At 72.8% G+C, this 21,600-nt stretch carries 25 protein-coding genes and 2 tRNA genes; 20 read left to right on the top strand and 7 right to left on the bottom strand.

Going from position 1 to position 21,600, the window contains the following annotated elements:
• Positions 1-7: 7 nt before the first annotated feature.
• Positions 8-1,804 carry a DUF4214 domain-containing protein gene (locus VNL12_RS09690; RefSeq protein WP_325593980.1) on the bottom strand — a complete coding sequence of 599 codons (1,797 nt, stop codon included), beginning with the start codon at positions 1,802-1,804 and terminating at the stop codon, positions 8-10.
• Positions 1,805-1,980: 176 nt separating this feature from the next.
• On the bottom strand, positions 1,981-2,652 hold the full coding sequence (locus VNL12_RS09685) for a DUF1361 domain-containing protein (RefSeq protein WP_325593978.1): 672 nt from the start codon (positions 2,650-2,652) through the stop codon (positions 1,981-1,983).
• Between the two features lie 88 nt (positions 2,653-2,740).
• Between VNL12_RS09685 and xseA the strand changes: the two genes are divergently transcribed.
• The 5 genes from xseA (at position 2,741) to VNL12_RS09660 (ending at position 6,335) form a co-directional block, all read left to right on the top strand.
• A complete protein-coding gene (xseA, locus tag VNL12_RS09680; RefSeq protein ID WP_325593976.1) occupies positions 2,741-4,207 on the top strand; it encodes an exodeoxyribonuclease VII large subunit in 1,467 nt (488 codons plus the stop codon).
• Positions 4,200-4,451, top strand: a complete 252-nt coding sequence (xseB, locus tag VNL12_RS09675) for an exodeoxyribonuclease VII small subunit (protein WP_325593974.1) — start codon at positions 4,200-4,202, stop codon at positions 4,449-4,451. Before xseA ends, xseB begins: the two co-directional genes overlap by 8 nt.
• A 174-nt stretch (positions 4,452-4,625) precedes the next feature.
• Positions 4,626-5,069 (top strand): ATP-binding protein, encoded by a 444-nt coding sequence (locus tag VNL12_RS09670; RefSeq protein ID WP_325593972.1) that lies wholly within the window; start codon positions 4,626-4,628, stop codon positions 5,067-5,069.
• A gap of 94 nt (positions 5,070-5,163) precedes the next feature.
• On the top strand, positions 5,164-5,577 hold the full coding sequence (locus VNL12_RS09665) for an ATP-binding protein (protein WP_325593970.1): 414 nt from the start codon (positions 5,164-5,166) through the stop codon (positions 5,575-5,577).
• Entirely contained in the window at positions 5,574-6,335 is a 762-nt protein-coding gene (locus VNL12_RS09660) for an RNA polymerase sigma factor SigF (RefSeq protein ID WP_325593968.1), read from the top strand. The genes VNL12_RS09665 and VNL12_RS09660 overlap by 4 nt, the downstream gene beginning before the upstream one ends.
• Before the next feature lie 55 nt (positions 6,336-6,390).
• Here VNL12_RS09660 and dut read toward each other — a convergent pair whose 3' ends face one another.
• A complete protein-coding gene (gene dut, locus VNL12_RS09655; RefSeq protein ID WP_325593966.1) occupies positions 6,391-6,828 on the bottom strand; it encodes a dUTP diphosphatase in 438 nt (145 codons plus the stop codon).
• Between the two features lie 75 nt (positions 6,829-6,903).
• Between dut and orn the strand changes: the two genes are divergently transcribed.
• The 6 genes from orn to VNL12_RS09625 all read left to right on the top strand — a co-directional run bounded on the left by orn (position 6,904) and on the right by VNL12_RS09625 (position 9,096).
• On the top strand, positions 6,904-7,458 hold the full coding sequence (gene orn / locus VNL12_RS09650) for an oligoribonuclease (RefSeq protein ID WP_325593964.1): 555 nt from the start codon (positions 6,904-6,906) through the stop codon (positions 7,456-7,458).
• A gap of 184 nt (positions 7,459-7,642) precedes the next feature.
• Positions 7,643-7,849, top strand: coding sequence for a hypothetical protein (locus VNL12_RS09645; protein WP_325593962.1), 207 nt, complete (start codon positions 7,643-7,645; stop codon positions 7,847-7,849).
• 132 nt (positions 7,850-7,981) lie between these two features.
• Complete coding sequence (locus VNL12_RS09640; RefSeq protein WP_325593960.1) at positions 7,982-8,341, top strand: WhiB family transcriptional regulator; 360 nt, start codon at positions 7,982-7,984, stop codon at positions 8,339-8,341.
• Between the two features lie 75 nt (positions 8,342-8,416).
• Positions 8,417-8,494, top strand: a tRNA-Asp gene (locus tag VNL12_RS09635).
• 38 nt (positions 8,495-8,532) lie between these two features.
• Positions 8,533-8,608: transfer RNA gene (locus VNL12_RS09630), tRNA-Phe, on the top strand.
• Positions 8,609-8,673: 65 nt separating this feature from the next.
• Positions 8,674-9,096: a hypothetical protein gene (locus VNL12_RS09625; protein ID WP_325593958.1), complete on the top strand. Its 423-nt coding sequence runs from the start codon at positions 8,674-8,676 to the stop codon at positions 9,094-9,096.
• Positions 9,097-9,234: 138 nt separating this feature from the next.
• Here VNL12_RS09625 and VNL12_RS09620 read toward each other — a convergent pair whose 3' ends face one another.
• The gene (locus VNL12_RS09620) at positions 9,235-10,653 is read right to left on the bottom strand and encodes an NAD-dependent malic enzyme (protein WP_325593956.1); all 1,419 of its coding nucleotides are present in this window, start codon (positions 10,651-10,653) and stop codon (positions 9,235-9,237) included.
• A 129-nt stretch (positions 10,654-10,782) separates the two neighbouring features.
• On the opposite strand from VNL12_RS09620, the gene VNL12_RS09615 reads away from it, so the two are divergent.
• Complete coding sequence (locus VNL12_RS09615) at positions 10,783-11,979, top strand: Glu/Leu/Phe/Val dehydrogenase dimerization domain-containing protein (RefSeq protein ID WP_325593954.1); 1,197 nt, start codon at positions 10,783-10,785, stop codon at positions 11,977-11,979.
• A gap of 19 nt (positions 11,980-11,998) precedes the next feature.
• Entirely contained in the window at positions 11,999-14,116 is a 2,118-nt protein-coding gene (locus VNL12_RS09610) for an alpha-ketoacid dehydrogenase subunit alpha/beta (protein ID WP_325593952.1), read from the top strand.
• A 37-nt stretch (positions 14,117-14,153) separates the two neighbouring features.
• Here the strand turns inward: VNL12_RS09610 and VNL12_RS09605 are convergent, their stop codons facing one another.
• Positions 14,154-15,314, bottom strand: coding sequence for a CapA family protein (locus tag VNL12_RS09605; protein ID WP_325593950.1), 1,161 nt, complete (start codon positions 15,312-15,314; stop codon positions 14,154-14,156).
• A gap of 190 nt (positions 15,315-15,504) precedes the next feature.
• On the opposite strand from VNL12_RS09605, the gene VNL12_RS09600 reads away from it, so the two are divergent.
• The 3 genes from VNL12_RS09600 to VNL12_RS09590 all read left to right on the top strand — a co-directional run bounded on the left by VNL12_RS09600 (position 15,505) and on the right by VNL12_RS09590 (position 18,480).
• Positions 15,505-16,191 (top strand): FHA domain-containing protein, encoded by a 687-nt coding sequence (locus VNL12_RS09600; protein ID WP_325593948.1) that lies wholly within the window; start codon positions 15,505-15,507, stop codon positions 16,189-16,191.
• Between the two features lie 43 nt (positions 16,192-16,234).
• Positions 16,235-16,594 carry a VOC family protein gene (locus tag VNL12_RS09595; RefSeq protein ID WP_325593946.1) on the top strand — a complete coding sequence of 120 codons (360 nt, stop codon included), beginning with the start codon at positions 16,235-16,237 and terminating at the stop codon, positions 16,592-16,594.
• 155 nt (positions 16,595-16,749) lie between these two features.
• Complete coding sequence (locus VNL12_RS09590) at positions 16,750-18,480, top strand: N-acyl-D-amino-acid deacylase family protein (RefSeq protein ID WP_325593944.1); 1,731 nt, start codon at positions 16,750-16,752, stop codon at positions 18,478-18,480.
• Between the two features lie 206 nt (positions 18,481-18,686).
• On the opposite strand, the gene VNL12_RS09585 is transcribed toward VNL12_RS09590, so the two are convergent.
• Positions 18,687-18,923 (bottom strand): hypothetical protein, encoded by a 237-nt coding sequence (locus tag VNL12_RS09585; protein ID WP_325593942.1) that lies wholly within the window; start codon positions 18,921-18,923, stop codon positions 18,687-18,689.
• 121 nt (positions 18,924-19,044) lie between these two features.
• On the opposite strand from VNL12_RS09585, the gene VNL12_RS09580 reads away from it, so the two are divergent.
• Positions 19,045-19,341, top strand: coding sequence for a hypothetical protein (locus VNL12_RS09580; RefSeq protein ID WP_325593940.1), 297 nt, complete (start codon positions 19,045-19,047; stop codon positions 19,339-19,341).
• Positions 19,341-19,781: a type II toxin-antitoxin system VapC family toxin gene (locus VNL12_RS09575; RefSeq protein ID WP_325593938.1), complete on the top strand. Its 441-nt coding sequence runs from the start codon at positions 19,341-19,343 to the stop codon at positions 19,779-19,781. Before VNL12_RS09580 ends, VNL12_RS09575 begins: the two co-directional genes overlap by 1 nt.
• A gap of 160 nt (positions 19,782-19,941) precedes the next feature.
• On the opposite strand, the gene VNL12_RS09570 is transcribed toward VNL12_RS09575, so the two are convergent.
• Positions 19,942-20,070: a hypothetical protein gene (locus VNL12_RS09570; protein WP_325593936.1), complete on the bottom strand. Its 129-nt coding sequence runs from the start codon at positions 20,068-20,070 to the stop codon at positions 19,942-19,944.
• A gap of 328 nt (positions 20,071-20,398) precedes the next feature.
• Here VNL12_RS09570 and VNL12_RS09565 point away from each other — a divergent pair, with 328 nt between their 5' ends.
• Positions 20,399-21,199: a ParA family protein gene (locus tag VNL12_RS09565; RefSeq protein WP_325593934.1), complete on the top strand. Its 801-nt coding sequence runs from the start codon at positions 20,399-20,401 to the stop codon at positions 21,197-21,199.
• Positions 21,196-21,564: a hypothetical protein gene (locus VNL12_RS09560; RefSeq protein ID WP_325593932.1), complete on the top strand. Its 369-nt coding sequence runs from the start codon at positions 21,196-21,198 to the stop codon at positions 21,562-21,564. Before VNL12_RS09565 ends, VNL12_RS09560 begins: the two co-directional genes overlap by 4 nt.
• Positions 21,565-21,600: the final 36 nt, after the last annotated feature.

Raw genomic sequence — 21,600 nt, 5'->3', positions numbered from 1 at the left:
TCGGGGATCAGAGCGGACGGTCCTGGGCCCGTTCGAAGTACTCGTGACCGGCCGCAAGATCGGTCGCGACGCCGAGGTCGCCGTCTTGGCGGAGCCCCTCGGCCCAGTGGTCGAGACCGCCGGCATCAGGACTCCGGTCGAGCAGCTCCTGATAGAGCACGGTCACGCGGCGCCGCCGTGACTCGAGGGAGTCGACGACGATGGCGCGAGCGACGCCGATGCGGTCGCCGCGGGCGGCCTGCGGTGACCAGTGGTCGAGCCCCGCAGCGTCGGGCTCCCGGTCGAGGACCTGGCGATAGAGCGCCCCGACCCAGACCCGGGCGTCTCCCTCCCCGAGACCTCCGAAGTGCTCGTCGGACGCGTAGAGCTGCGCCGCGACCTCGGCCACGGTCGCACGGCCCGAGCGGATGCGCTCGGTCCAGAAGGCCCTCCCGCCCGGATCCGAGGGACGACCCAGGCTGGCCTGGTACAGACCGTCGACGGCGATTCCGACGCCCTCCTCGGAGAGTGCAAGCTCACCGACGACGTCGGCGCGGGTGCGCGTGCCCCGTTCGAGCCCGGTGGCCGCCTCGTCGCGCTCGGCGTCGGTCGGCTCCCGGTCCAAGAAGTCGTCGTAGGCCGCGGCCACGAACCGCTCCTCGGGGCTCGGCCCGGGCGGAACCGGTGGCTCCTCGTCGGCCTGGCGGTCCCGGACCCACTCCATGATGGGAACGGTGAAGTCCGCCGGCCAGGGCGGTTCGGTGTTGGGCGAAAGCGGGCGTGCCGTCGGCACGTGGGTGTCACAAGGCGCAGGCGTCGCCGGCCGGTCGACGCAGAGGCGCATGCTCAGCGAGCGGCTGGCCTCGCCCTGCGCAGCGATGGCGGCGCGCAGGGGCTCGTTCATGCAGTCGACCGAGCCCATCGTCCTCGTCGAGCCGTCGGGAAGCGGACACTCCATGGGCTGGAGGCCGCAGCCGAGGAAGTCCCCGGAGCTCCACACCTGCAGGACAGGGACGGTGAGCCGGCCGTCCGAGACCAGGCGGTCGGGCGAGTTGTCCGGCTCGATGATGTCGGGGTGGAGTCGCTTGGCGATCTCGGCCCGGGCGTCCTCGGTCGGTGCGCATCTGTCTTCGTCCGGATGGGCCTCCTGCCAGGCCTGGTTGAGCACGCCGGAGTCGGCGACGATCCCGGTCGGCGGGAGGCCCTGCTGCTCGAGGGCCCAGGACACGTGGTAGGAGCCGTAGGACCCGGCACTGGTGCCGTGGAGGAAGTAGTCGTTCGTCGGGTACAGGTCCCGGGTGAACTCGACGGCCGCCTTGGTCGCGAAGAGGCCGTTGACCGTCCGGGTCTCGCCGTCGGGGGTCGTGTTGGGGTTGTTCGGATCCGCGATGTCGGGACCGCCGTAGATGTCGTGGTTGCACATCGACGTGGCCATCAGCCGGAACCCGACCGGCTCGGCCCTGACCCGGCTCAACAAGACACCCTTCTGGAGCTGGTCCCGCAGCTCGTCCGCGTCCTCCTCCACCTTCCACATGGCGCCCGGTCGCGGCTCGCCGTCGGGCGAGAAGAACCCCACCCCGCCGCCGTGCATGTACACCCACAGCGGACTGGTGTCCGTCGCCGACGACGCGACCCGGGTGGCGATCATGAAGGTCTGGTAGCCGCTGATCGAACACGGGTACGCCGTGTTGCGGTAGAAGTCGTAGCGCCACCCGTCCGCGGTGGTGGAGCTCACCCGGGAGATCGTCGAGGTTTCCCCCGGCTCCTCCAGCGGCAGCTCGCACGCCGCCAGCGCCGCCAGCACGAGGGCCAAGACTGCGACCATCCATCGAGTCTTGAGGTGAGGCATCCGGGTCGTCCCTGCTGTCGTTCGTCGCTGAGGCCGAACATCGCCGGAGCTGGTCGCCCGCCGATGTCATCCGGAACCCGATCGGCGAGCGAAGGCTACGGCCTGTTCGTGGCTGGCACCAGGGGCAGGGAACGATCGGCCGCGGCGCCCGCTCAAGCCCGAGCGCCGCCCGCCCGACCCGCGATCAGGCCTCGGGCGGCGGTCGCCAGCTCCACGGTGCGCTCGGTCGCGGCCCGGGCCACCGCGGTGAGGGCGGCGGCGCCGAGGGCGAAGGCGACCGCCAGCGCCAGGATCAACGGCGCGGCCAACGGGTGGAAGAGCGAGACGATGCCGTCGACGGTGTCGCGAGGGCGCGTGACCAGGTGCCAGGAGTGCAACCGAGGGACGCGACCCAAGACGACGCCGAAGCCGCACGCCACGTGCACACAACCGCGGATGAGCGAGCGATGCGGCGCACCCCGGCCGCGTCGGAGGACGCGATCGAGCTGGGCCAGGCAGACCGCGTAGCTCCCGAGGCCCCACAGCACCAGGGCCGCCAGCGCCCCCGCCGGCACAAGGCCCGATCCCGGCGAGCCCGGGTTGGCGTCGATCATCCCCCGGAGGTGGATCAGGTCGGTGATCACGTAGGGGGCGTTGGGCAGGAACACGACGAAGGCCGCCACGCCGGCCCACCACAGCGGCGTGCGGGCCCTTGGTCGGTGGAACAGTCCAACGGCCAACACGGCGGGGATCGTGGCCAGCACGGCGTTGAACGCCAGCCATGGCCCGGACCCGCGGGCCACGCTCCGCACGACACCGAGCCAGTGTTCCAACAGGTCGACCATGGGCTCCATGGTCGCGCGCCCCCGCTCCCGGCCCGCCGCGAGTCGCCGGAGGTCGACGGCCGCCAGGCGGCCCCGTACCGTGCGCCCCGTGCAGGACGCGCTGTTCGGACCCGACGACGTCGCCGATCCGACGTGGACCGTTGGTGACCTGGCGCGCGCCGTGGGCGCCGTGGTCGAGCAGGCCTTCCCCGGCGAGGTGTGGGTCCGGGGCGAGATCCGTGGCCTCCCGCCTCCCGGCGACGCCCGCCGCAACCGCCCGCACCTGTACTTCGACCTCATCGAGCCCGCCCCTCCGGGGGCGCGGCCGAACGCCGTGCTGCCGGTGGTGCTCTGGGCGAGCGACCGCAAGCGGGTGAACGCCGAGCTGCGCCGCTCCGGCATCCGGGTGAGCACCATGGACAGCGGCGTCGACGTCCGCATCCGCGGGCGGGTCCGGTGGTGGGCTCCCGGCGGCCGGGCCCAGCTCCAGATGACCGGTATCGACCCGGAGTACACGCTCGGCCGCCTGGCGGCCGACCGGGCCGCGGTGCTCGCCGCCCTCGACGGCGAGGGGCTCCTCGACCGCAACGCCAGCCACCCGCTGCCGGTCATGCCCGAGCGGGTCGGCCTGGTCACGAGCATCGGCAGCGCGGCCCACGGCGACGTGCGCCGGGTGCTCGAGCGAGCCGGCCTCGACCACCTCGTCGTCGAGGTCGACGCGCGCACACAAGGACCCGAGGCCCTGACCACGATCCCCGCCGCCCTCGTCGCGGTCGCGGCCGCCGGAGCTGACCTCGTGCTCCTCGTGCGCGGCGGCGGCTCGCGCGTCGAGCTGGCCTCCTTCGACAGCGAGGTGATCGCCCGGGCGGTGGCGACGTGCCCGGTCCCGATCATCGCCGGCATCGGTCACCACATCGACGACAGCGTGGTCGACCGCGTCGCCCACACGTCGGCTCCCACGCCGACGGCGGCGGCGACCGAGGTCGTCAGCCTCGTGGCCCTCGCCCGCGACCGGGCCGAGGCTCTGTGGGAGGCGGTGGCCAACGGGGCGCGCCGGGCCATCGACGGTCACGCGCACCGCCTGGCCGTGACCGCCCGGCACGGAGCGTCGGTGACCGGTGCCGCGCTGCGCGCCGGCGACGCCCAGGTCGCCACGGCTGCCGCCCGCGCCCGCCGGGCCGGTCCCGGCGCCCTCGCCACCGCGACCCGCCGGCTCGACGTCACGGCTGCGGCCGTGGGCCGTGAGGTCCGCCGTGACGTCACCGGGGCCGACCGGCTGGTGACGGCCGCCGTGACCCGCCTCGTCCGACGACCGGGACCGACCCTCGACCGGCACCGGCGCGATCTCAGCGGGCTCGAGGCGCGGGTCCGCGCCGCCGACCCGGTGCTGGCCCTGGCGCGAGGGTGGTCGATCACCTACCGGGCCGACGGCGCCCTGGTCCGAGGACCGGGCGACGTCACGGCCGGTGATGCGCTGGTGACCGTCGTGGCCGACGGTCGGGTGCGCAGCCGCGTCGAGCCCGCCGCGGATCGCGACCCGGCCTCGTCTGATGGGCCAGGATCATCAGATGGCTGACCAGGAGCCCCTGACCGCGGCGACCGCTGCCGGCCCCGAGCCGACGCGCTACGCCGACGCCATGGCCGAGCTGGAGGCGATCCTGGCCGAGATCGAGGACGACGCCGTCGACGTCGACGTGCTCACCCAGAAGGTCGCCCGCGCCGCGCTGCTCATCCGCTGGTGCCGCGGTCGCATCGACGGGGCCCGGGTCGACGTCGAGCGCATCGTCGCCGAGATCGACCCCGGGGTTGGCGACACGTGACCCGGCGGTCGGGCCGGTGCCCGCCGCCTCAGGCCGTCGTCGCCGGGGCGGTTGGCCTGTCGACGGCCTGGTCCCCGTAGAGCGCCCGGATCCTGTCGAGGTCGGGTCCCCGGCCGAGGTCGCGCCCCGCCGGCCGTCGTTTGCCCATCGAGGGGGTCGGGTACCCCACCCCGCATGGCCGCCTCCTCGGCGCCGAGTGCCCCGTCCCCCCTCCCCGCCTCGCGCTCGGCCCCTCTTCCCGATCCGTACCACGTCCTGATCGCGACATCTCTGCCTTCGAGCCTCGACGCCCCGTGCCAGGCCCGGTCGGTGGTGGGGGAGCTCCTTCGCCGCGGCCGGCGCCCCGAGATGGTCGACACCGCCTGCCTGCTCACCAGCGAGCTCGTCGCCAACGCCGTCGTGCACGCGGGGAGCCCCGTGGAGCTCGTCATCGACCTCGACCGGGCTCGCCTGGCGGTCGAGGTGATCGACCGATCCGCCGCCCCGCTCCGCCCCACCGACGCCGACGTGCTCGCCACCGGGGGCCGGGGCCTCGCCCTCGTCGACCGCTTGGCCGACTCGTGGGGCGTCACCAAGATCCTCCCCGGCAAGAGCGTCTGGTTCGCCCTCACCACCTAGCGGGGTGTCCGGGCCGCTCTGGGTGCCGAGCGCCGCCCGGGGGCCGAGTTGCGCCGTGCCAGACTCTGCGCACATCACCGCAGAGAGAGCACGAGTGCCCGACGAACCACACACCGACGAGACCACCCTGACCGTGCCGGCCGCACCGGAGTTCGTGCGCATCGCGAGGCTGACCGGAGCCGGGCTCGCGACAAGGGTGGGGATGGGCTACGACGAGGTCGAGGACCTGCGCATCGCCGTCGGTGAGGCGTGCTCCCTGCTCATCGGGTCCGGCCAGCGCGCCGGCACCCTGACGCTGTCCTTCGCCCTCGCCACCGAGTCCATCACCGTCACCATCGTGGGCCAGCTGGCGGGCGACGCGCCGGGCGATGACGGCGACACCGAGCTGTCGGACCAGATCCTCGCAGCGGTGGTCGATGAGCACGGTGTGGAGCTGGCCGCCGACACGGTGTGGATCACCAAGCGGCACAGCCCGGCTGAAGGTGCTGCGGGGCCGGTTTCGACATGAGCCTCGACGACGCGGAGCGCGAGCGCCTCCGCGAGCGGTTCCGAGAGCTCCAGGTCACCGGCGACAGGGCCATCAGGGACGAGCTCATCGAAGCGCACCTACGGTTGGCCGAGCACCTGGCCCGGCGGTTCAACAACCGCGGCGTGCCGCTCGAGGACCTGGTGCAGGTGGCGTCGCTCGGTCTGGTGAAGGCCGTCGAGCGCTTCGAGCCCGAGCGGGGACTCGAGTTCTCGACCTTCGCCACCCCCACCATCGTGGGCGAGCTGAAGCGCCACTTCCGCGACAAGGGGTGGGCGGTGCGGGTCCCGCGCCGCATCCAGGAGCTGCACGTCGAGATCAACGGCCTCGTCGGCACCTTGACCCAACGCCTCGGTCGCTCACCCACCATCGACGAGCTGGCGCGGGCGTCGGGGACCTCCGAGGAGGAGGTGCTCGAGGCCATGGAGGCGGCCCAGGCCTACCGCTCCGCGTCGATCGACGCTCCCTCCGGCGGCGACGACTCGGGCCTCGGCCTGGCCGGGCAGCTGGGTGACGACGACACGAACCTGTTCGCGGCGGAGAACAAGATGCTGGTCGCGTCCCTGGTCGAGACGCTGCCCAAGCGCGAGCAGCTGATCATGCGGCTCCGCTTCTACGACGGCATGACCCAGACCCAGATCGCCGAGCGCCTCGGCATCAGCCAGATGCACGTCTCGCGCCTGCTGGCCCGGAGCCTGGTCCAGCTCCGCCACCGCCTCGAGCACGAGGGCCTGGGCTGATCCACCTCCCCTCCGGCGCGCCGCCGGGCCGGGCCTCGCGGTGAGCGACGGTGGGTCAGCGGCCGGTGGAGCCGAAGCTGCCGGCGGCGCGAGTGGTGCGGGGCAGCTCCTCGACCGGCGCGAACCAGGCCCGCTCGACCCGCTGGATCACCAGCTGGGCGATGCGGTCGCCCCGGGTGACCTGGTAGTCGTTGCTCGGGTCGAGGTTGACGAGCAGCACCTTGAGCTCGTCGCGGTAGCCGCAGTCGATGAGGCCCGGCGTGTTGAGGCAGGTGACGCCGTGGCGCAGCGCCAGGCCGCTGCGGGGCTGCACGAAGCCGGCGTGGTCGGCGGGCAGGGCCAACGCCATGCCGGTGGGAACGAGGGCGCGACCGCCGCCGGCGGTGAGCACGATGTCCGTGCGGGCGCGCAGGTCGGCCCCGGCATCGCCGTCGTGGGCGTAGGTCGGCAGGGGCAGGTCCGGGTCGAGCCGGAGAACGGGCACGCGCAGCATCGGCGCCCATCATGGCCGACGCCCCGACGGTGGCGATCCGCCCGGGTCGGTCCGATCCGCTTACCATCGGGCGTCGTGCTCGTCTGGATGGATCTCGAGATGACCGGCCTCGACCCCGACCGGTGCGTCATCGTCGAGATCGCCACCCTCGTCACCGACGACGACCTGACCATCGTGGCCGAGGGTCCCGACCTCGTCGTCCACCAGCCTCCGGAGGCCTTGGCGGCCATGGAGGAGATCGTGCGCTCCATGCACACCCGTTCCGGTCTGCTGCCGGCCATCGGGGCGTCGACGACCAGCCTCGAGGAGGCCGGCGCCGCCACCTTGGCGTTCATCAAGGAGCACGTGCCCGAGGCCCGCACGGTCCCGCTGTGCGGCAACTCCATCGGCACCGACCGGCGGTTCCTGGCCCGGTACCTGCCCGAGATCGAGGACTGGTTGCACTACCGCTCGGTCGACGTGTCGACCATCAAGGAGCTCGTCCGGCGCTGGTACCCGGGACTGCTCGAGCAGCAGGTCCGCAAGCAGACCAGCCACCGGGCCCTCGACGACATCCGCGAGAGCATCGACGAGCTCCGCTTCTACCGCGAGCGGGTCTTCCGCACCGAGGCCGGCCCCGCCCCCTCCTGACCCCGGCCCTCGCCGACGAGCACGCGCCGGGCACCCGCGCTCGTCGCGGTGGAGCGGGCGCGGGCCCGAACGAGGACGAAACAATTCGCTTGACGCCCGGACGGGGGTGGGGTTCGATGGCCGGGCGCCCGGAACGTCTCGGCGCAGGCCCCTCCGGCCCCCGACCCCGAGTCCCGAGGTTCCGATGCTGAGCAGCACCTACCTGGTCGAGCGCACCGCCGCCGGTAGCCGGCGCGCCATCGCCGCTGCGACCGGGTTCGGTCCGTCGGCTCGCACCGGCGCCTTCTCCGCTCACCGCGACTGGGTCATCAACCCGTCCGCCATGGGCGTGAAGGTCACCCCGCGGCACGACCTCACCCCTGCCCCACGGCCCGAGGAGGCGGTTCCCTGACAGGGAGCAGCCAAGAACCTCCGAAGGCCGTCGGGATCTCCCGGCGGCCTTTCTGGTTTTCGGCCCCGGTCCACTCCCATCCCACCCACCCACGACACCCCCATCGCAGAGCAGAACCGAGGAGAGAGACCAGTGATCGCGCTGAACGACCTGCAGGACGCAGCCGAGGACCGCAGCTGGTGGGCCGACGCCCGCTGCGACGACGCCAACGGCTCGCTCTCGGCCCTGTTCTTCTCCGAGGAGCTCCAGGACATCGCCGCGGCCAAGCGCATCTGCGCCCTGTGCCCGGTGATCGAGGACTGCCTGGGCGGCGCCCTCGCCCGGCGTGAGCCCTGGGGCGTCTGGGGCGGCCAGCTCTTCCGCAACGGCCGGATCCTCGCCTCCAAGCGGCGCCGAGGCCGTCCGCCCAAGGTGGCCCGCCCCGAGGACGAGCTGCCCCAGGTGGCGGTCCCCGAGGCCCTCGCCGACGTGGTCATCCGGCGCACCGCATGAACCGCGACCCCGGGGATCGGTTGGGACCGGCCCCCGGGGTCGGTGGTAGGTTGCTCCCGCCCCGAGAGGGGTGCTGGTCCCGTGGTGCAGTTTGGAGTGCACGCCGGCCTGTCAAGCCGGAGGTCGCGGGTTCAAATCCCGTCGGGACCGCCACATAGATCACGGCCGCCCCGCAGGTGGGACGGCCGCACGGCTGGGTAGCTCAGTTGGCAGAGCGCGCGCCTGAAAAGCGCGAGGTCACCGGATCGACGCCGGTTCCAGCCACCACCCCGGGTCCGCGAGTCAGGCGCCCGGGCCGGGGCGGGCAAGGCGCCGCTGGCCATACTACGGGGGTGGCTGCTCCGAGTGGACCGAAGGCGAGGCGGGGGTGGCCGCTCACCGGCGATGTCGCCCTCGCCGTCGCCGTGGTCGGCGGCGGCCTGGTCCGGGCCAGCGCAGGGTTCGGGTGGGTCGGGCTGATCCAGCTGTTCCTGGTCCTGCCCTGGTTGGCGCCGATCCTCTGGGTCGCCGCCCACCTCTACAGTCGGGGACCGGCGGTCGGGGACCGCACCCTGCGCGCTCTCCTGCTGGGCGGCACGCTCGCCCTCGCCGGCTCGTCGATCACCGTCGACTACACCGACCGCCGGGACTGCTTCCTCGGAGCCTGCCACGGCGTCGATGAGCCCCGTCCGTGGTGGGAGGCAGGCGGGACGCGGTCAACCTCACGCCCATCACGTCGATCGGCCTGTCGGTGGCGGTCACCGCCATGGCGGTGATCGTGTTCCGCCGCTCCCTGCGCCTCCGGCGGGCCTCGCGTCCCGCCTGAGGCCCTGGCCGCGCCCCGAACCCGACGTCGACCCCCAGAGGGTGGCCCCCCGGCGGCCCACCGGAGCCGTGAGGCGAACCGGGACGGCCTACCGGCACACGCCGTCGGTCACCGCCGCGCCGGCCACCGCGGCGGCGACCAGCTCGACCACGGTGCGGTCGAACACCGAGGGCACAATGCACTCCGGGCCCAGCTCATCGGCAGGCACGGCCGAGGCGATGGCCTCGGCGGCGGCGACCTTCATGCCCTCGGTGATGGTCGTGGCCCCGGCGTCGAGTGCGCCCCGGAAGATGCCGGGGAAGGCGAGCACGTTGTTGATCTGGTTGGGGTAGTCGCTGCGCCCGGTGGCCATCACCGCGACCACGCCCTCGGCCACCTCAGGTCGGATCTCGGGGTCGGGGTTGGCCATGGCGAACACGATGGGGTCGGTGGCCATCTTGCGCAGGTCGTCGGCCTGGAGGAGATCCGGGGCCGACACCCCGATGAACACGTCCGCGCCGGGCAGCACGTCGGTCAGGGCGCCGGTGGCCCTGTTCGGGTTGGTCAGGGCGGCGAAGTCGCGCTTGGCCGGGTTCAGGTCGTCGCGGCCCAGGTGGACGGCGCCCCGGCTGTCGCAGCCGATGATGTCGCAGACGCCGGCGGCCATGAGGATCTTGGCGATGGCGACCCCTGCGGCGCCGGCACCGGAGATGACGACCCGCAGGTCTTCCATGTGCTTGCCGACGATATCGAGGGCGTTCTCGAGGGCTGCGAGGGTGACCACTGCGGTGCCGTGCTGATCGTCGTGGAACACCGGGATGTCGAGCAGCTCGCGGAGCCGCTCCTCGACCTCGAAGCACGCCGGCGCGGCGATGTCCTCGAGGTTGATGCCACCGTAGACCGGTGCGATGCGCCGTACCGTCTCCACGATGGCGTCGACCTTGGCCTGGCGGGACTCGTCGCCGGAGGTGTCGATGCAGACGGGGAACGCGTCGACGTCGGCGAAGCTCTTGAACAGCAGCGCCTTGCCCTCCATCACCGGCAGCGATGCGGCGGGGCCGATGTCGCCCAGGCCGAGCACGGCGGTGCCGTCGGTGACGATGGCGACGGTGTTCTTCTTGATGGTGAGCTCGTGGACGAGGTGCGGCTCGGTCGCGATCGCGGTGCACACCCGCGCCACGCCCGGCGTGTAGGCCATCGAGAGGTCGTCGCGGTCAACGATCGGCACGGTGGCGAGCACGTGGATCTTGCCCCCGGCGTGCATCTCGAACGTGCGATCGGCGAAGTCGAGGATCTGGACGCCCTCGAGGCCGACGAGCACCTCGCGCACCAGCTCGATGTGGGCGGCGTCGGAGCAGTTGACCACCACGTCCTCGTCGAGCACCGGCCCCTTGGCCTCGAAGCCGTGGAGGCCGACGATGTTGGCGCCGATCTCACCGAGGGCGACCGACAGGCGGCCCAGGGCACCGGGGACGTTGGGGAGCCGGACGCGGAGCCGGACCGAGTAGGCGGCGGTGGGGGTGGCCATCGCCGAACGGTACCGGAGCCCCTCAAGGCGCCCCAAGGCCCGCCACCGTCCCCCGCGCCGTCAGGACGCGCGGACGACCTGACGGCGCGAGGACTGATACGGCCGGGGGTGGGGCGTACCCTCGCGTCAGTGTCCACAGAGCGCGACGTGCCGCCCGTCGGAGGGGTGTTCGCCCACGCCGAGGCCGAGGGCTTCGAGCAGGTGGCCTTCGGTCACCACGCCCCGACCGGGCTGCGGGCGATCGTGGCCATCCACTCCACTGCCCTGGGCCCCGCCATCGGGGGCACCCGCTTCCTGCCGTACCCGTCGGAGGGCGACGCCGTCGCCGACGTGTGCCGTCTGGCCCGCGGCATGACCTACAAGCACGCGGTGTCGGGCCTCGACGCCGGCGGAGGCAAGGCGGTGATCATCGGTGACCCCCGCACGACCCGCAGCCAGGCGCTGATCCGAGCCTACGCCCGCTTCGTCGACGGGCTGGGCGGCCGCTACCTCACCGCCGAGGACGTCGGCACCACCCAGGACGACATGGACCTCATCGGCACCGAGACGGCCCACGTCACCGGCACCCGCGAGTCCCTGGGTGGCTCCGGCGATCCCTCGCCGGCCACGGCCTGGGGGGTGCGCTGCGCCCTCGATGCCGTGGCCGAGCGTCTCTGGGACGACGGTCTGGCCGGGCGCCACGTGGTGGTCTCCGGGGTGGGGAAGGTCGGCTCCGCTCTGGTCGACCACCTCGTCGCCGCCGGCATGCGGATCACCGTCGCCGACGTGAGCGAGGCGGCCGTGGCCTCGGTCCGGGCTCGGCACCCGACCGTCGCCGTCGTCGACCCGGCCCACGCCCACGCCGTTGCGGCCGACGTCTTCAGCCCGTGCGCCCTCGGGGCGGTCCTCAGCGCCCGGACGATCCCGGAGCTACGCTGCGCAGCAGTGTGCGGATCGGCCAACAACCAGCTCGCAACCGCTACCGATGGCCAGCGACTGGTGGCTTCGGGTGTGCTGTACGCGCCGGACTACGTCGTGAACGCCGGCGGAGTGATCAACATCGCCGAGGAGCGCCACCCGTCGGGAGCGCCGTACGACCGCGATCGGGCCCGGCGCCGGGTGGCGGGGATCGCCGCGACGTTGCGGGGCGTGCTCGACCGGGCCGACGCCGAGGGGATCACCCCCGCCGAGGCGGCCGACCGTTCGGCCGAGGAGCGCATCGAGGAGGCCGGCGGCGCCCGGCGGCGCCCACCCACACCGGCCAGTGAACCCCTCCACGCCCGAACTGGGGCACGCGGCGGCCGCCCCCGCGACCAGGTCGTGCCCCACAACGCAGACGTGACCTGACCCCGGAGGCCGCCGCCGCATGGCCCGCACCCTGCACGCACCCACCGCAGAGGATCGCTCGACGCTGCACCTGAACGACCGCCACACCGCGCTCGGCCTCACCGCCGACGACCTCGTCGGGATGTACCACACGGTGTTGCTGGCCCGCCTTCTCGACCAGAAGATCTGGTCGCTCAACCGCATGGGCAAGGCCCCGTTCGTGGTGTCGAGCCAAGGCCACGAGGGCGCCCAGGTCGGCTCGGCGTGGGCCCTGCGGGCGGGCCACGACGTCGTGCTGCCCTACTACCGCGACACCGGCGTGGTGCTCACCTTGGGGATGACGCCCGACGAGGTCCTCCAGGGCGTCTTCGCCCGGGCCGCGGACCCCTGTTCGGGCGGGCGCCAGATGCCCAACCACTGGGGCAGTGCCCGCCTCGGGATCATCACCGGATCGTCGCCCATCGCCACCCAGCTGCCCCACGCCGCGGGGCTGGCCTACGCGGCCAAGCAGCGCGGTGACGACCAGGTCGCGGTGTCCTACTTCGGTGAGGGCGCCAGCTCGAAGGGCGACTTCCACGAGGCCCTGAACTTCGCCGGCATCCACTCGCTGCCGTGCGTGTTCATCTGTGAGAACAACGGCTACGCCATCTCGGTCCCGCTCACCAAGGAGTCCGCCGTCGATGATGTGGCCGACCGGGCCCACGGCTACGGCTTCGGCGGGGTCATCGTCGACGGCAACGACCTCCTCGATGTCTACGCCGCCACCCACCAGGCCCTGCGGCGAGCGCGTGCGGGAGACGGACCCACGCTCATCGAGTGCAAGACCTACCGCTTCCGGGCCCACACCTCCGACGACGACGACCGCACCTACCGCACCCCCGAGGAGATCGAGGCGTGGCGGAAGAAGGATCCCCTCCGCCAGGTCCGCCAGTACCTCATCGAGCAGCGCCTCCTGTCCGAAGCCGACGAGGTCGCCACCGAGGCCGAGCTCAAGGTCACTGTCGACGAGGCCGCCCGCCGGGCCGAGGCCCTGGCCTTCCCCGAGCCCTCCACCGCCGGGGCGCGGGTGTTCGCCCGGCCGCTCCGGGCGCTCCAGGGCGCCCCCGAGGGCATCGGCGACGCCCCGGTGGCGGTTGCGCCCGAGGTGCCGCTCGACCGTGCCGGGCCGACCACCGAGCGCAACATCGTCGACACCATCCGCCAGACCCAGCACGACCTCCTCGCCGGCGACGAGCGGGTCATGATCCTGGGCGAGGACGTCGGGCCTCGCGGCGGCGTCTTCCGGGCCACCGACGGGCTGGCCGCAGCCTTCGGTGGGGCGCGCGTGCTCGACACGCCCCTGGCCGAGTCCTCGATCGTCGGCATCGGCATCGGACTCGCGCTCGCCGGCCAGCGCCCGATCTGCGAGATCCAGTTCGCCGACTTCATCCACTCCGCCTACGACCAGATCGCCAGCGAGGCGACCCGCATCCACTACCGGTCGAACGGTGACTTCGGTGTCCCGATGGTCATCCGGGCGCCCTGGGGCGGCGGCGTGCACGGCGCGCTGTACCACTCGCAGTCCATCGAGGCGACCTACGCCCACCTGCCCGGGCTCAAGGTCGTGGCTCCCTCCACCCCCGCTGACGTGGCCGGGCTCCTCCGCGAGGCGGTGGCCGACCCCGACCCCGTCCTGTTCCTCGAGCACAAGAAGAGCTACCGGCTCATCAAGGGCCCGGTGCCCGACGACCCGACCTGGCGGGTGCCGATCGGCGTGGCCGCCATCGCCCGCCCCGGCACCGACGCCACCGTGGTGGCCTACGGGATGATGCGGCACCTCGCCGTCGAAGCCGCCGACCGCCTGGCCGCCGACGGGGCGGGGTCGGTCGAGGTCGTCGACCTGCGCACCATCGCGCCCCTCGACGTCGACACCATCCTCGCCTCGGTGATCCGCACCGGCCGCTGCCTGGTGGTGCACGAGGACAACCTCAGCTTCGGCGTCGGGGCCGAGGTGGCGGCGACCGTCGCCGAGGAGGCGTTCTTCGACCTCGATGCCCCCGTGCGACGTCTCGCCACCGCCGATGTGCCCGCCTTCCCCTTCGCGCCGCCGCTCGAGGATGCCCTGTCGATCGACGCGGCGCGCATCGCCGTCGAGCTGCGGGCGCTGCTGTCGGTCTGACGCTCCCTCGTCGGCCAAGGGAGACGCCGGCGACGCCTCAGCCGGGGGCGGCGGCCAGCCCGGCGCAGCCCCGCAACGACTCCCACTCATCGACCGCCCGCGCCGCGTCGTCACCTTCGAGGGGGTGGGGGCTGGAGTCGCGGACCTCCCCGGGCGTCCACTGCTCGTCGGTGACGCGACCACCGGCGAAGGTGAGGGTGAGCACACCAGTCTTGGCGCTGGCCTCCGACCTGGCCTTGAACGCGAAGTTGCCCAGGCCGTAGTGCACGTAGGTGGAGTCGAGGAAACCGCCCGCCTGCAACCGGTGAGCGTGGCCACCGACCACCGCACTGGCCCCGGCCGCGGCGAGGGTCTCGGCCAGGCCGGCCTGCACCGCGCTCGGGCAGGTCTCGGTCTCGATGCCCCAGTGGAGGAAGACGATGACCACGTCCGCGTCCGCCGTCGCCTCCTCGACGGCCTCCTCCAGCTCCTCCACCCGCTTGGCCGACGCGAGGCCGGCATGGCTGGGGGTGGCCGTCCAACTGTCGAGGACGCTGTCGTCGAGCACCTGGGTGGCGGCGATGACGGCCACGCTGGTCCCCTCGACGGAGAAGCGGGCGGGCGACAGGGCGTCGGTCTCGTCGACGCCGATGCCCACCACCGGGATGGGCGAGTCGACGCGGGCGTCGAGTGAGTCCATCAGCCCGACCTCGCCGTAGTCCATGCCGTGGTTGTTGGCCACGGAGACCGCGTCGACCCCGGACAGGGCGATGCCATCGAGGATCGAGGCGGGGGCCCGGAACGTGAAGCTCTTCGGCACCGGCTCGCCCCGCTCGGTGATGGCCGTCTCCAGGTTCAGCACGGCCAGGTCGGCGGCCGAGAGGACGGGGGCCATGGGGCTCAGTCGGCCGATCATGCCGGCGGCCACGTCGCCGCTGAGGCCCTCGCCGTAGCTGTCGCCGGCGAAGGCGATGGTGATCGGCCTCGTCGCACCCGACGGCGGGGTGGAACCAGGGATCAGAGGATCGAAGCCCGGCGCACCCGAAGGAGGCGGGGGGGCCGAACCGGTGGTGGCCTGACCCTCGGGCGACACGGTGGTGGTGGAGGCGGACGACTGCTCGCCGGATCCGTCATCCGAGCCCGAGCCCGAGCAGGCCGCGGCCGACACGAGGGTGACGATGGCGACGACATGACGACCGTGGGTCGTCCACGCCGCCACCCGCGATGTGAGGCCTCGTCTTCCGGCGATCACGGTCCTCCCTCCCTGAGCCCATCGGTGGCCACGACACACTACGCGCCGGACACGGCTGACGCTCAGCGCCGGCGCCCCGCCTCCAACCCCCCGGTGCAGGAAGCCCAGCGCCTCGGAGGAACCCCCGAGCGACCCAGATCGTGGAATCATGGGGACCATGGCCAGAGCGACGGTGAGTCACGGCGACACCCAGGCGACCATCGACGAGGGTCAGCGGGTCCGGGTCGGGCGGAGCACGGTGTGCGACGTCCAGGTCGGCGCAGGGGGCGACGGTGGGCCCGAGGACCTCGGGGTCAGTCGCACCGCGGCCACCGTCAGCATGCAGGACGGTCGGCTGTGGGTCCGCAACGACTCGGCCAGCCAACCGGTCTACCTCGTGCCCGAGACCGGCCCCACGCGGGTGCTCGAGAACCAGGACGAGATCGCCTCGCTCCCGATCGACCGGGTCACGGTGCAGCTCCGGGGCCGCATCCGCACCCACGAGGTGCAGGTCGAGCTGGAGACCTCCCCCACGCTCGGCGATACCCGCCCGATCCCCACCGACGGACCCGCCACCCAGTACCTGCTGGAGTTCACCAACGCCGAGCGCCGGATCCTCACCGCCCTGTGCGAGCCGCTGCTGACCGCGCGTGGCGACCAGGCCCGCCCCGCCTCCTACGCCCAGGCCGCCGAGCGGTTGTTCCTGTCGCGCAGCCGCGTGGAGAACTGCATCGCGGACCTCGTCAAGAAGTACGCCTCGGCCGGCGTGCCGGGTCTCGAAGGGCCCGAGGCCAAGGACAACCTGTGCCGCTACGCGGTGCGCTCCGGTTCCATCGGCGCCGCCGACCTCGAGCACATCCCGTAGCCTGTTCGCACCGGCGGCACCACCGGCTCCTATCCTCGCAGCCATGAGCCTCGAGTGGGAGCAGGTCATCGTGGACGCCACCGACCCGGTGACGCTCGGGCGCTGGTGGGCCGAGGCCCTCGGCTGGGTCGTGGTCGACGAGAACGCGGAGGAGGTCGAGATCCGCTCGGCCCCCGGGCGCCTCCCCGGGCTGTTGTTCCTGGCCGTCCCCGAGCCCAAGGCGGTCAAGGACCGGCTCCACCTCGACTTCCGCCCCGACGACCGCGACGCCGAGGTCGACCGGCTCCTCGCCCGGGGTGCCACCCGCGCCGACGTGGGCCAGGGCGACGAGACGTGGGTCGTGCTGGCCGACCCCGAAGGCAACGAGTTCTGCGTCCTCTCCTCGCGCCGCGCCGCCGGCTGACCGCGACCCGGGCGACCCCGACCCGACAGTGACGGTCATCGGGCCACCTGGCGGTCCCGCTCCGCGAGGCCGGGCCAGCTCCGGTCGGCAGCGGCGGCTCAGGCCGCTAACCTGACGGGTCGTCAGATGTCGGCCGCTCCGGCCGGGAGGCTCCGATGCTCGACCACCTCATCACCGGCGGGACCGTCGTCGACGGAACCGGCGTGGCACCACGCACGGGCGACGTGGGCGTGCGCGACGGGCGGATCGTCGCCATCGGCGACCTCGGCTCGATCACAGAGGACGCGGTCGAGGCCCTTGACGCCACCGGGCTCGTCGTCGCACCCGGCATCATCGACCCCCACACCCACTACGACGCCCAGCTGTTCTGGGACCCCTGGGCCACGCCGTCCAACGTCCACGGCGTGACCAGCGTCGTGAGCGGGAACTGCGGTTTCACCCTCGCCCCGCTGCGCCCGGAGGACGCCGCCTACACGCGGGAGATGATGGCCAGCGTCGAGGGCATGTCGGTCGCCGCCCTCGAGCGGGGCGTGCCCTGGGACTGGGACACCTTCGGCGACTACCTCGACAAGCTCGAGGGCGGCATCGGGGTCAACGCCGGCTTCCTCGTGGGCCACTGTGCCCTGCGCCGCTACGTCATGGGCGCGAACGCCGTGGGTCACGAGGCGTCGCCCGAGCAGCTCGACGCCATGCGCACGGTGCTGGCCGACTCGCTGGCCGCCGGTGGTCTGGGCTTCTCGACCACGCTGAGCCGCACCCACTCCGACGGCGACGGTCAGCCCGTGGCCTCGCGCTGGTCGACCACGGAGGAGCTGCTGGCGCTGTGTGGAGTCGTGGGCGAGCACGACGGCACCACCCTCGAGGGCATGACCGACGGCTGCCTCGACCGCTTCAGCGACGACGAGATCGACCTTTTCGCATCGATGTCGGCCGCGGCGCGGCGGCCCCTCAACTGGAACGTGCTCACCATCGACTCCCGGGAGCCGGGTCGCATCCCCCGCCAGCTCGGAGCCGACGCGGTCGCCGCGGCGCGCGGCGGCCGCCTCGTCGCCCTCACCCTGCCGGTGCAGGTGCCCATGAACATGAGCTTCCTCACCCACTGCGGGCTGTTCCTCATCCCCGGTTGGGGAGAGATCCTCCGCCTGCCCGTTGCCGAGCGCATCGCGAAGCTCCAGCATCCCGAGACCCAGGCCCACATGCTCGAGCGGGCCGCCTCCGACGAGGCCGGCGTGTTCAAGCGGCTGGCCGACTTCGCCAACTACGTCATCGGCGACACCTACTCCGAGGCCAACGAGGGCCTGAAGGGCCGGCGCCTGGGCGACATCGCGGAGGAGAGGGGGCAGGAGCCCTTCGCCGCCCTCGTCGACATCGTGGTGGCCGACGACCTGCGCACGATCCTCTGGCCCATCCCGCCCGACGGCGACGACGCCTCGTGGGAGCTGCGCCGCCGGACCTGGGCCGACGACCGGGCCATGCTCGGCGGCTCCGATGCCGGCGCCCACCTCGACCGCATGTGCGGCGCGCCGTTCCCGACCCGCTTCCTGGCCGACACCCTGCGGGGCCGCCGGCTGGTGACCCTCGAGCGGGCCGTGCAGCTCATGACCGAGGTGCCGGCCCGGCTGTTCGGCCTCCGCGACCGGGGCACGCTGGTGGAGGGCGGCTGCGCCGACATCTTCGTGTTCGACCCCGAGACGGTCGGCGCCGAGCATGCCACGCTGGTGCACGACCTGCCGGGCGACTCGCCCCGCCTCACCGCCGGTGCCCACGGCGTGACGCGGGTCTTCGTCAACGGTGTCGTCACCGTGGTCGACAACGAGGCCACCGACGCCCTCCCCGGGACGGTCCTCCGCAGCGGCCGCGACACCGACACGGTGCTCAGCCGCTGACCTTCGTTCGGGCGAACGCACGCGTTCTGGGGTCTGGCCCACCAGCAACCGCAGAGGTGGGCCGCCCGGCCGTCAGTGGCCGAGCAGGCGCCGGACCACAGGGGAACTCCGGTCCGAACGTGTCTGGAGGACCGATCACCACGGCCGGGCGATGATGAGCAGGCTCTCCGGGGTGGGGATCGCCGAAGTCGACCAGCCAGACCTCGTCAATCGATGCCATCGCCGACCGGCAGCGCGTCGCCCTCGGCGAGGTACTCGACCCACGCCACGGGATCGCTTCGGAGGTCGGCGAGCTCGTGGCGCACCCGCTCCGCGAACCGGGCCCGTTCGAGTGCGTCGAGGGCGGCACGGACGACGTCCATCATCGGTTGCCCCTCGTCCCGGGCATGGGCTCGAAGACGCCGGTGCGTCTCCACGTCCACCCTGATCGTGGTCGTCTCCATGGAGGCACTGTACCGGTGTAGACCGGGCGTCTACACGCTTTGCAGGGATGGGGAGGCAACGGGTGCTCAGGACGACGACGGCCGGCCGCCTTGCTATCAACCGGTTGATAGCATCGTCGGCATGGCCAAGCAGCTCCTCCTCCGAGTGCCCGAAGACCTCCACGCCCGGCTGGCCGCCCGCTCCCGATCCGAGGGTCGTCCCGTGAACGCGATCGCCAACGAGGTGCTGGAGCGGCACGCCGCTGTTCCGTCCCCCCGCCAGGCGCTGCGCGCCCGGGCGCGCGCCCTCGGGGTCCTCGCCGAGCCCGCCTCACCGGGTCCATCCGCCTCGGCTCCACCGCCCGATCGCCAGGCCGCACTCGCCGCCACTCGCGGCCGAGGCGCCATCCTCGACCAGTTGCTCGCCGACGGGCGCTGATGCTCGTCTACGTCGACACCTCATTTCTGGTACGGGCGTACCTCGCCGACGAACCGGACCACGACGACGCCCTCGGGCTGCTCACCGACGACGACGTGCTGCTGGTGAGCTCGTCCCTCGCGCGGCTTGAGGCGACGTCCGTGATCCTCCGCGCCGCGACCGCCGGACGCTGTGACCCGGCCCTCTCGTTGCCCGTCCTCGAAGAGGACCTGTCGGTCGAGGGATCGGTGACGCTCCTGACGCCAGATCAGAGCGCGATGGAGGCCGAAGCCCACGCCATCATCATGGCCCACGGCCTGCGAGCCCTCGATGCCCTCCACCTCGCCTGCGCCCGCATCGGCGCCGTACCTCTGCTCGACCCGGGGGCCACGCTCCACGTGGCGTCGCGAGACCTCCACCAGGCCGAAGCGGCCCGCGCCCTCGGGTTCGTCACGATCTGACCGCCCAGTACCTGGCACGTGACTTCGACGTGATCGCCGAGGTCACCGGCCAACCAACGGAGTGGGTCGCCCCCGCCGGCTCGATCCACTGATCTCCCCTTCTGGCGTAACTGGTGGGCCCCATGGGCGCAGGAGCGAAGCCAGAACGAGGTGTTGCGCTTCAACGGTCGGGGCGCTCGTAGGAGAAGCCGAGATCGTGAGCGGTGACGAGGGCCCGGAGGGCGATGCCGGCCTCCGCGGCCATGGCCTCGACGGTGCCCCCCCGATCGACGACGGGGACCAGCAGCACCGGCTCGGCCCCCGACCGCTCGGATGACCTCGACGGCCTCGAGCATCGACACGCCGCGGGTGACCGCGTCCTCGGTGATCGCCACCTTGTCACCGGGGCGCAGGGCGTCGGCGACGAGGACCATCCCCTCCGGTGAGCAGGTGGTGGCCTTGGCGTCGATGAACCACGCCGAGCGCTTCCCGGACTTCAAGGTGAAGTCGCCGCGCTGGACGCTGTGGGCCAGGAGGTGGTCACGGAGGGCCGGGAACTCGCAGGTCGGGAGCTCGGTCCCCGAGGTGGAGACGTCGGACATGGCCGCGACAGTACGACCCGTGCCACACTCGCTCCCATGACCCGAGTCGTCGCCGTCGCCAACCAGAAGGGGGGCGTGGCCAAGACCACCACCGTCCACTCGCTGGGGGTCGCGCTGGCCCAGTCCGGACGCCGGGTGCTGCTCGTCGACGTCGACCCCCAGGCGTCGCTGACCTGGGCCTGCGGCATCGACCCCGACGGCCTCGAACGCTCGATGCACGAGGTGCTGCTGCGACGCTCCAAGGCCGCCGACGCCATAGCCGCCACCGAGGTGGACGGCCTATCCGTGCTGCCGTCGACCATCGATCTGGCCGGCGCCGAGATGCACCTGCTCACCAAGACCGGTCGCGAGTACGTCCTGCGCAAGGCCCTCGAACGCATCGTTGCGGACTACGACGTGGTGCTCATCGACTGCCCGCCCTCGCTCGGCATCCTCACCATCAACGGCCTCACCGCCGCCCAGGAGGTGCTGATCCCGTTGCAGTGCGAGGCGCTCGGCCAGCGGGGCGTGGGCCAGCTGATGGAGACCATCGACGACGTGCGGTCCTACACCAACCGCGACCTCGAGGTCCGGGGCGTGATCGCCACCATGTTCGACGGGCGCACGAAGCTGGCTCGCCAGGTGGTCGAGGAGGTCCGGGCCAACCACGGCCTCGAGGTCTTCGACCCGCCGGTGCCCAAGTCGGTCAAGGTCGCCGAGGCACCCGGTCAGGGTCGCTCGGTGCTCGAGCACGCCCCCACGTCCCGCGGCGCGGTGGCCTACCGCGAGCTGGCCCAGGTGATCTTCGCCCCCACGCCCAAGCCGTCGAGGAAGAAGAAGGGGAGGTCGGCATCGTGACCCCGCCGGCCGAGACGCCCGACCGCGGCGACGAGACGCCGACGACTCGCGGCCGCAACCGTCGCCTCGACCCCCAGGGCCGCCGGGCGCTGTTCGAGATGCCCGTCGACGCCGCGCGCGACACGATCCGCAGCGGCGACGCCAAGGAGGGCAAGGACGCCCTCTACTCCACCGGCCCCCGCCAGGCCGGCTCGGCGGTCGTCGAGTGCGGCGGCTGCCAGGTGCGCACCCGCGTCTCGCTCACCGATGTGGCCATGCGCCTCGCCACCCTCTCGGTGTGGGTGCCCGGCCGTCGACGGGGGCACTGGATGCGGTGCCCCGCCTGCGAGCAGCGCCACTGGTGCTCCGTCGCCTGGAACGAGTGACCGAGGGCGGGAGCTGCGCCGCCGCGTGACGCGGAC

Origin of the sequence: Iamia sp., assembly GCF_035575815.1 — a bacterium.
Lineage (GTDB): Bacteria > Actinomycetota > Acidimicrobiia > Acidimicrobiales > Iamiaceae > Iamia.
The sequence above is the reverse complement of the archived record's forward strand: the minus strand, read 5'-3'. Positions and strand labels throughout refer to the sequence as shown.

What these genes read in the sequence shown, in the direction of transcription:
- VNL12_RS09690 (WP_325593980.1), bottom strand. Translation starts at nt 1,804, where the DNA reads ATGGTCGCAGTCTTGGCCCTCGTGCTGGCGGCGCTGGCGGCGTGCGAG.
- VNL12_RS09685 (WP_325593978.1), bottom strand. Translation starts at nt 2,652, where the DNA reads ATGGTCGACCTGTTGGAACACTGGCTCGGTGTCGTGCGGAGCGTGGCC.
- xseB (WP_325593974.1), top strand. Translation starts at nt 4,200, where the DNA reads ATGGCTGACCAGGAGCCCCTGACCGCGGCGACCGCTGCCGGCCCCGAG.
- VNL12_RS09670 (WP_325593972.1), top strand. Translation starts at nt 4,626, where the DNA reads ATGGCCGCCTCCTCGGCGCCGAGTGCCCCGTCCCCCCTCCCCGCCTCG.
- VNL12_RS09660 (WP_325593968.1), top strand. Translation starts at nt 5,574, where the DNA reads ATGAGCCTCGACGACGCGGAGCGCGAGCGCCTCCGCGAGCGGTTCCGA.
- dut (WP_325593966.1), bottom strand. Translation starts at nt 6,828, where the DNA reads ATGCTGCGCGTGCCCGTTCTCCGGCTCGACCCGGACCTGCCCCTGCCG.
- VNL12_RS09645 (WP_325593962.1), top strand. Translation starts at nt 7,643, where the DNA reads ATGCTGAGCAGCACCTACCTGGTCGAGCGCACCGCCGCCGGTAGCCGG.
- VNL12_RS09620 (WP_325593956.1), bottom strand. Translation starts at nt 10,653, where the DNA reads ATGGCCACCCCCACCGCCGCCTACTCGGTCCGGCTCCGCGTCCGGCTC.
- VNL12_RS09610 (WP_325593952.1), top strand. Translation starts at nt 11,999, where the DNA reads ATGGCCCGCACCCTGCACGCACCCACCGCAGAGGATCGCTCGACGCTG.
- VNL12_RS09600 (WP_325593948.1), top strand. Translation starts at nt 15,505, where the DNA reads ATGGCCAGAGCGACGGTGAGTCACGGCGACACCCAGGCGACCATCGAC.
- VNL12_RS09595 (WP_325593946.1), top strand. Translation starts at nt 16,235, where the DNA reads ATGAGCCTCGAGTGGGAGCAGGTCATCGTGGACGCCACCGACCCGGTG.
- VNL12_RS09590 (WP_325593944.1), top strand. Translation starts at nt 16,750, where the DNA reads ATGCTCGACCACCTCATCACCGGCGGGACCGTCGTCGACGGAACCGGC.
- VNL12_RS09585 (WP_325593942.1), bottom strand. Translation starts at nt 18,923, where the DNA reads ATGGAGACGACCACGATCAGGGTGGACGTGGAGACGCACCGGCGTCTT.
- VNL12_RS09580 (WP_325593940.1), top strand. Translation starts at nt 19,045, where the DNA reads ATGGCCAAGCAGCTCCTCCTCCGAGTGCCCGAAGACCTCCACGCCCGG.
- VNL12_RS09575 (WP_325593938.1), top strand. Translation starts at nt 19,341, where the DNA reads ATGCTCGTCTACGTCGACACCTCATTTCTGGTACGGGCGTACCTCGCC.
- VNL12_RS09565 (WP_325593934.1), top strand. Translation starts at nt 20,399, where the DNA reads ATGACCCGAGTCGTCGCCGTCGCCAACCAGAAGGGGGGCGTGGCCAAG.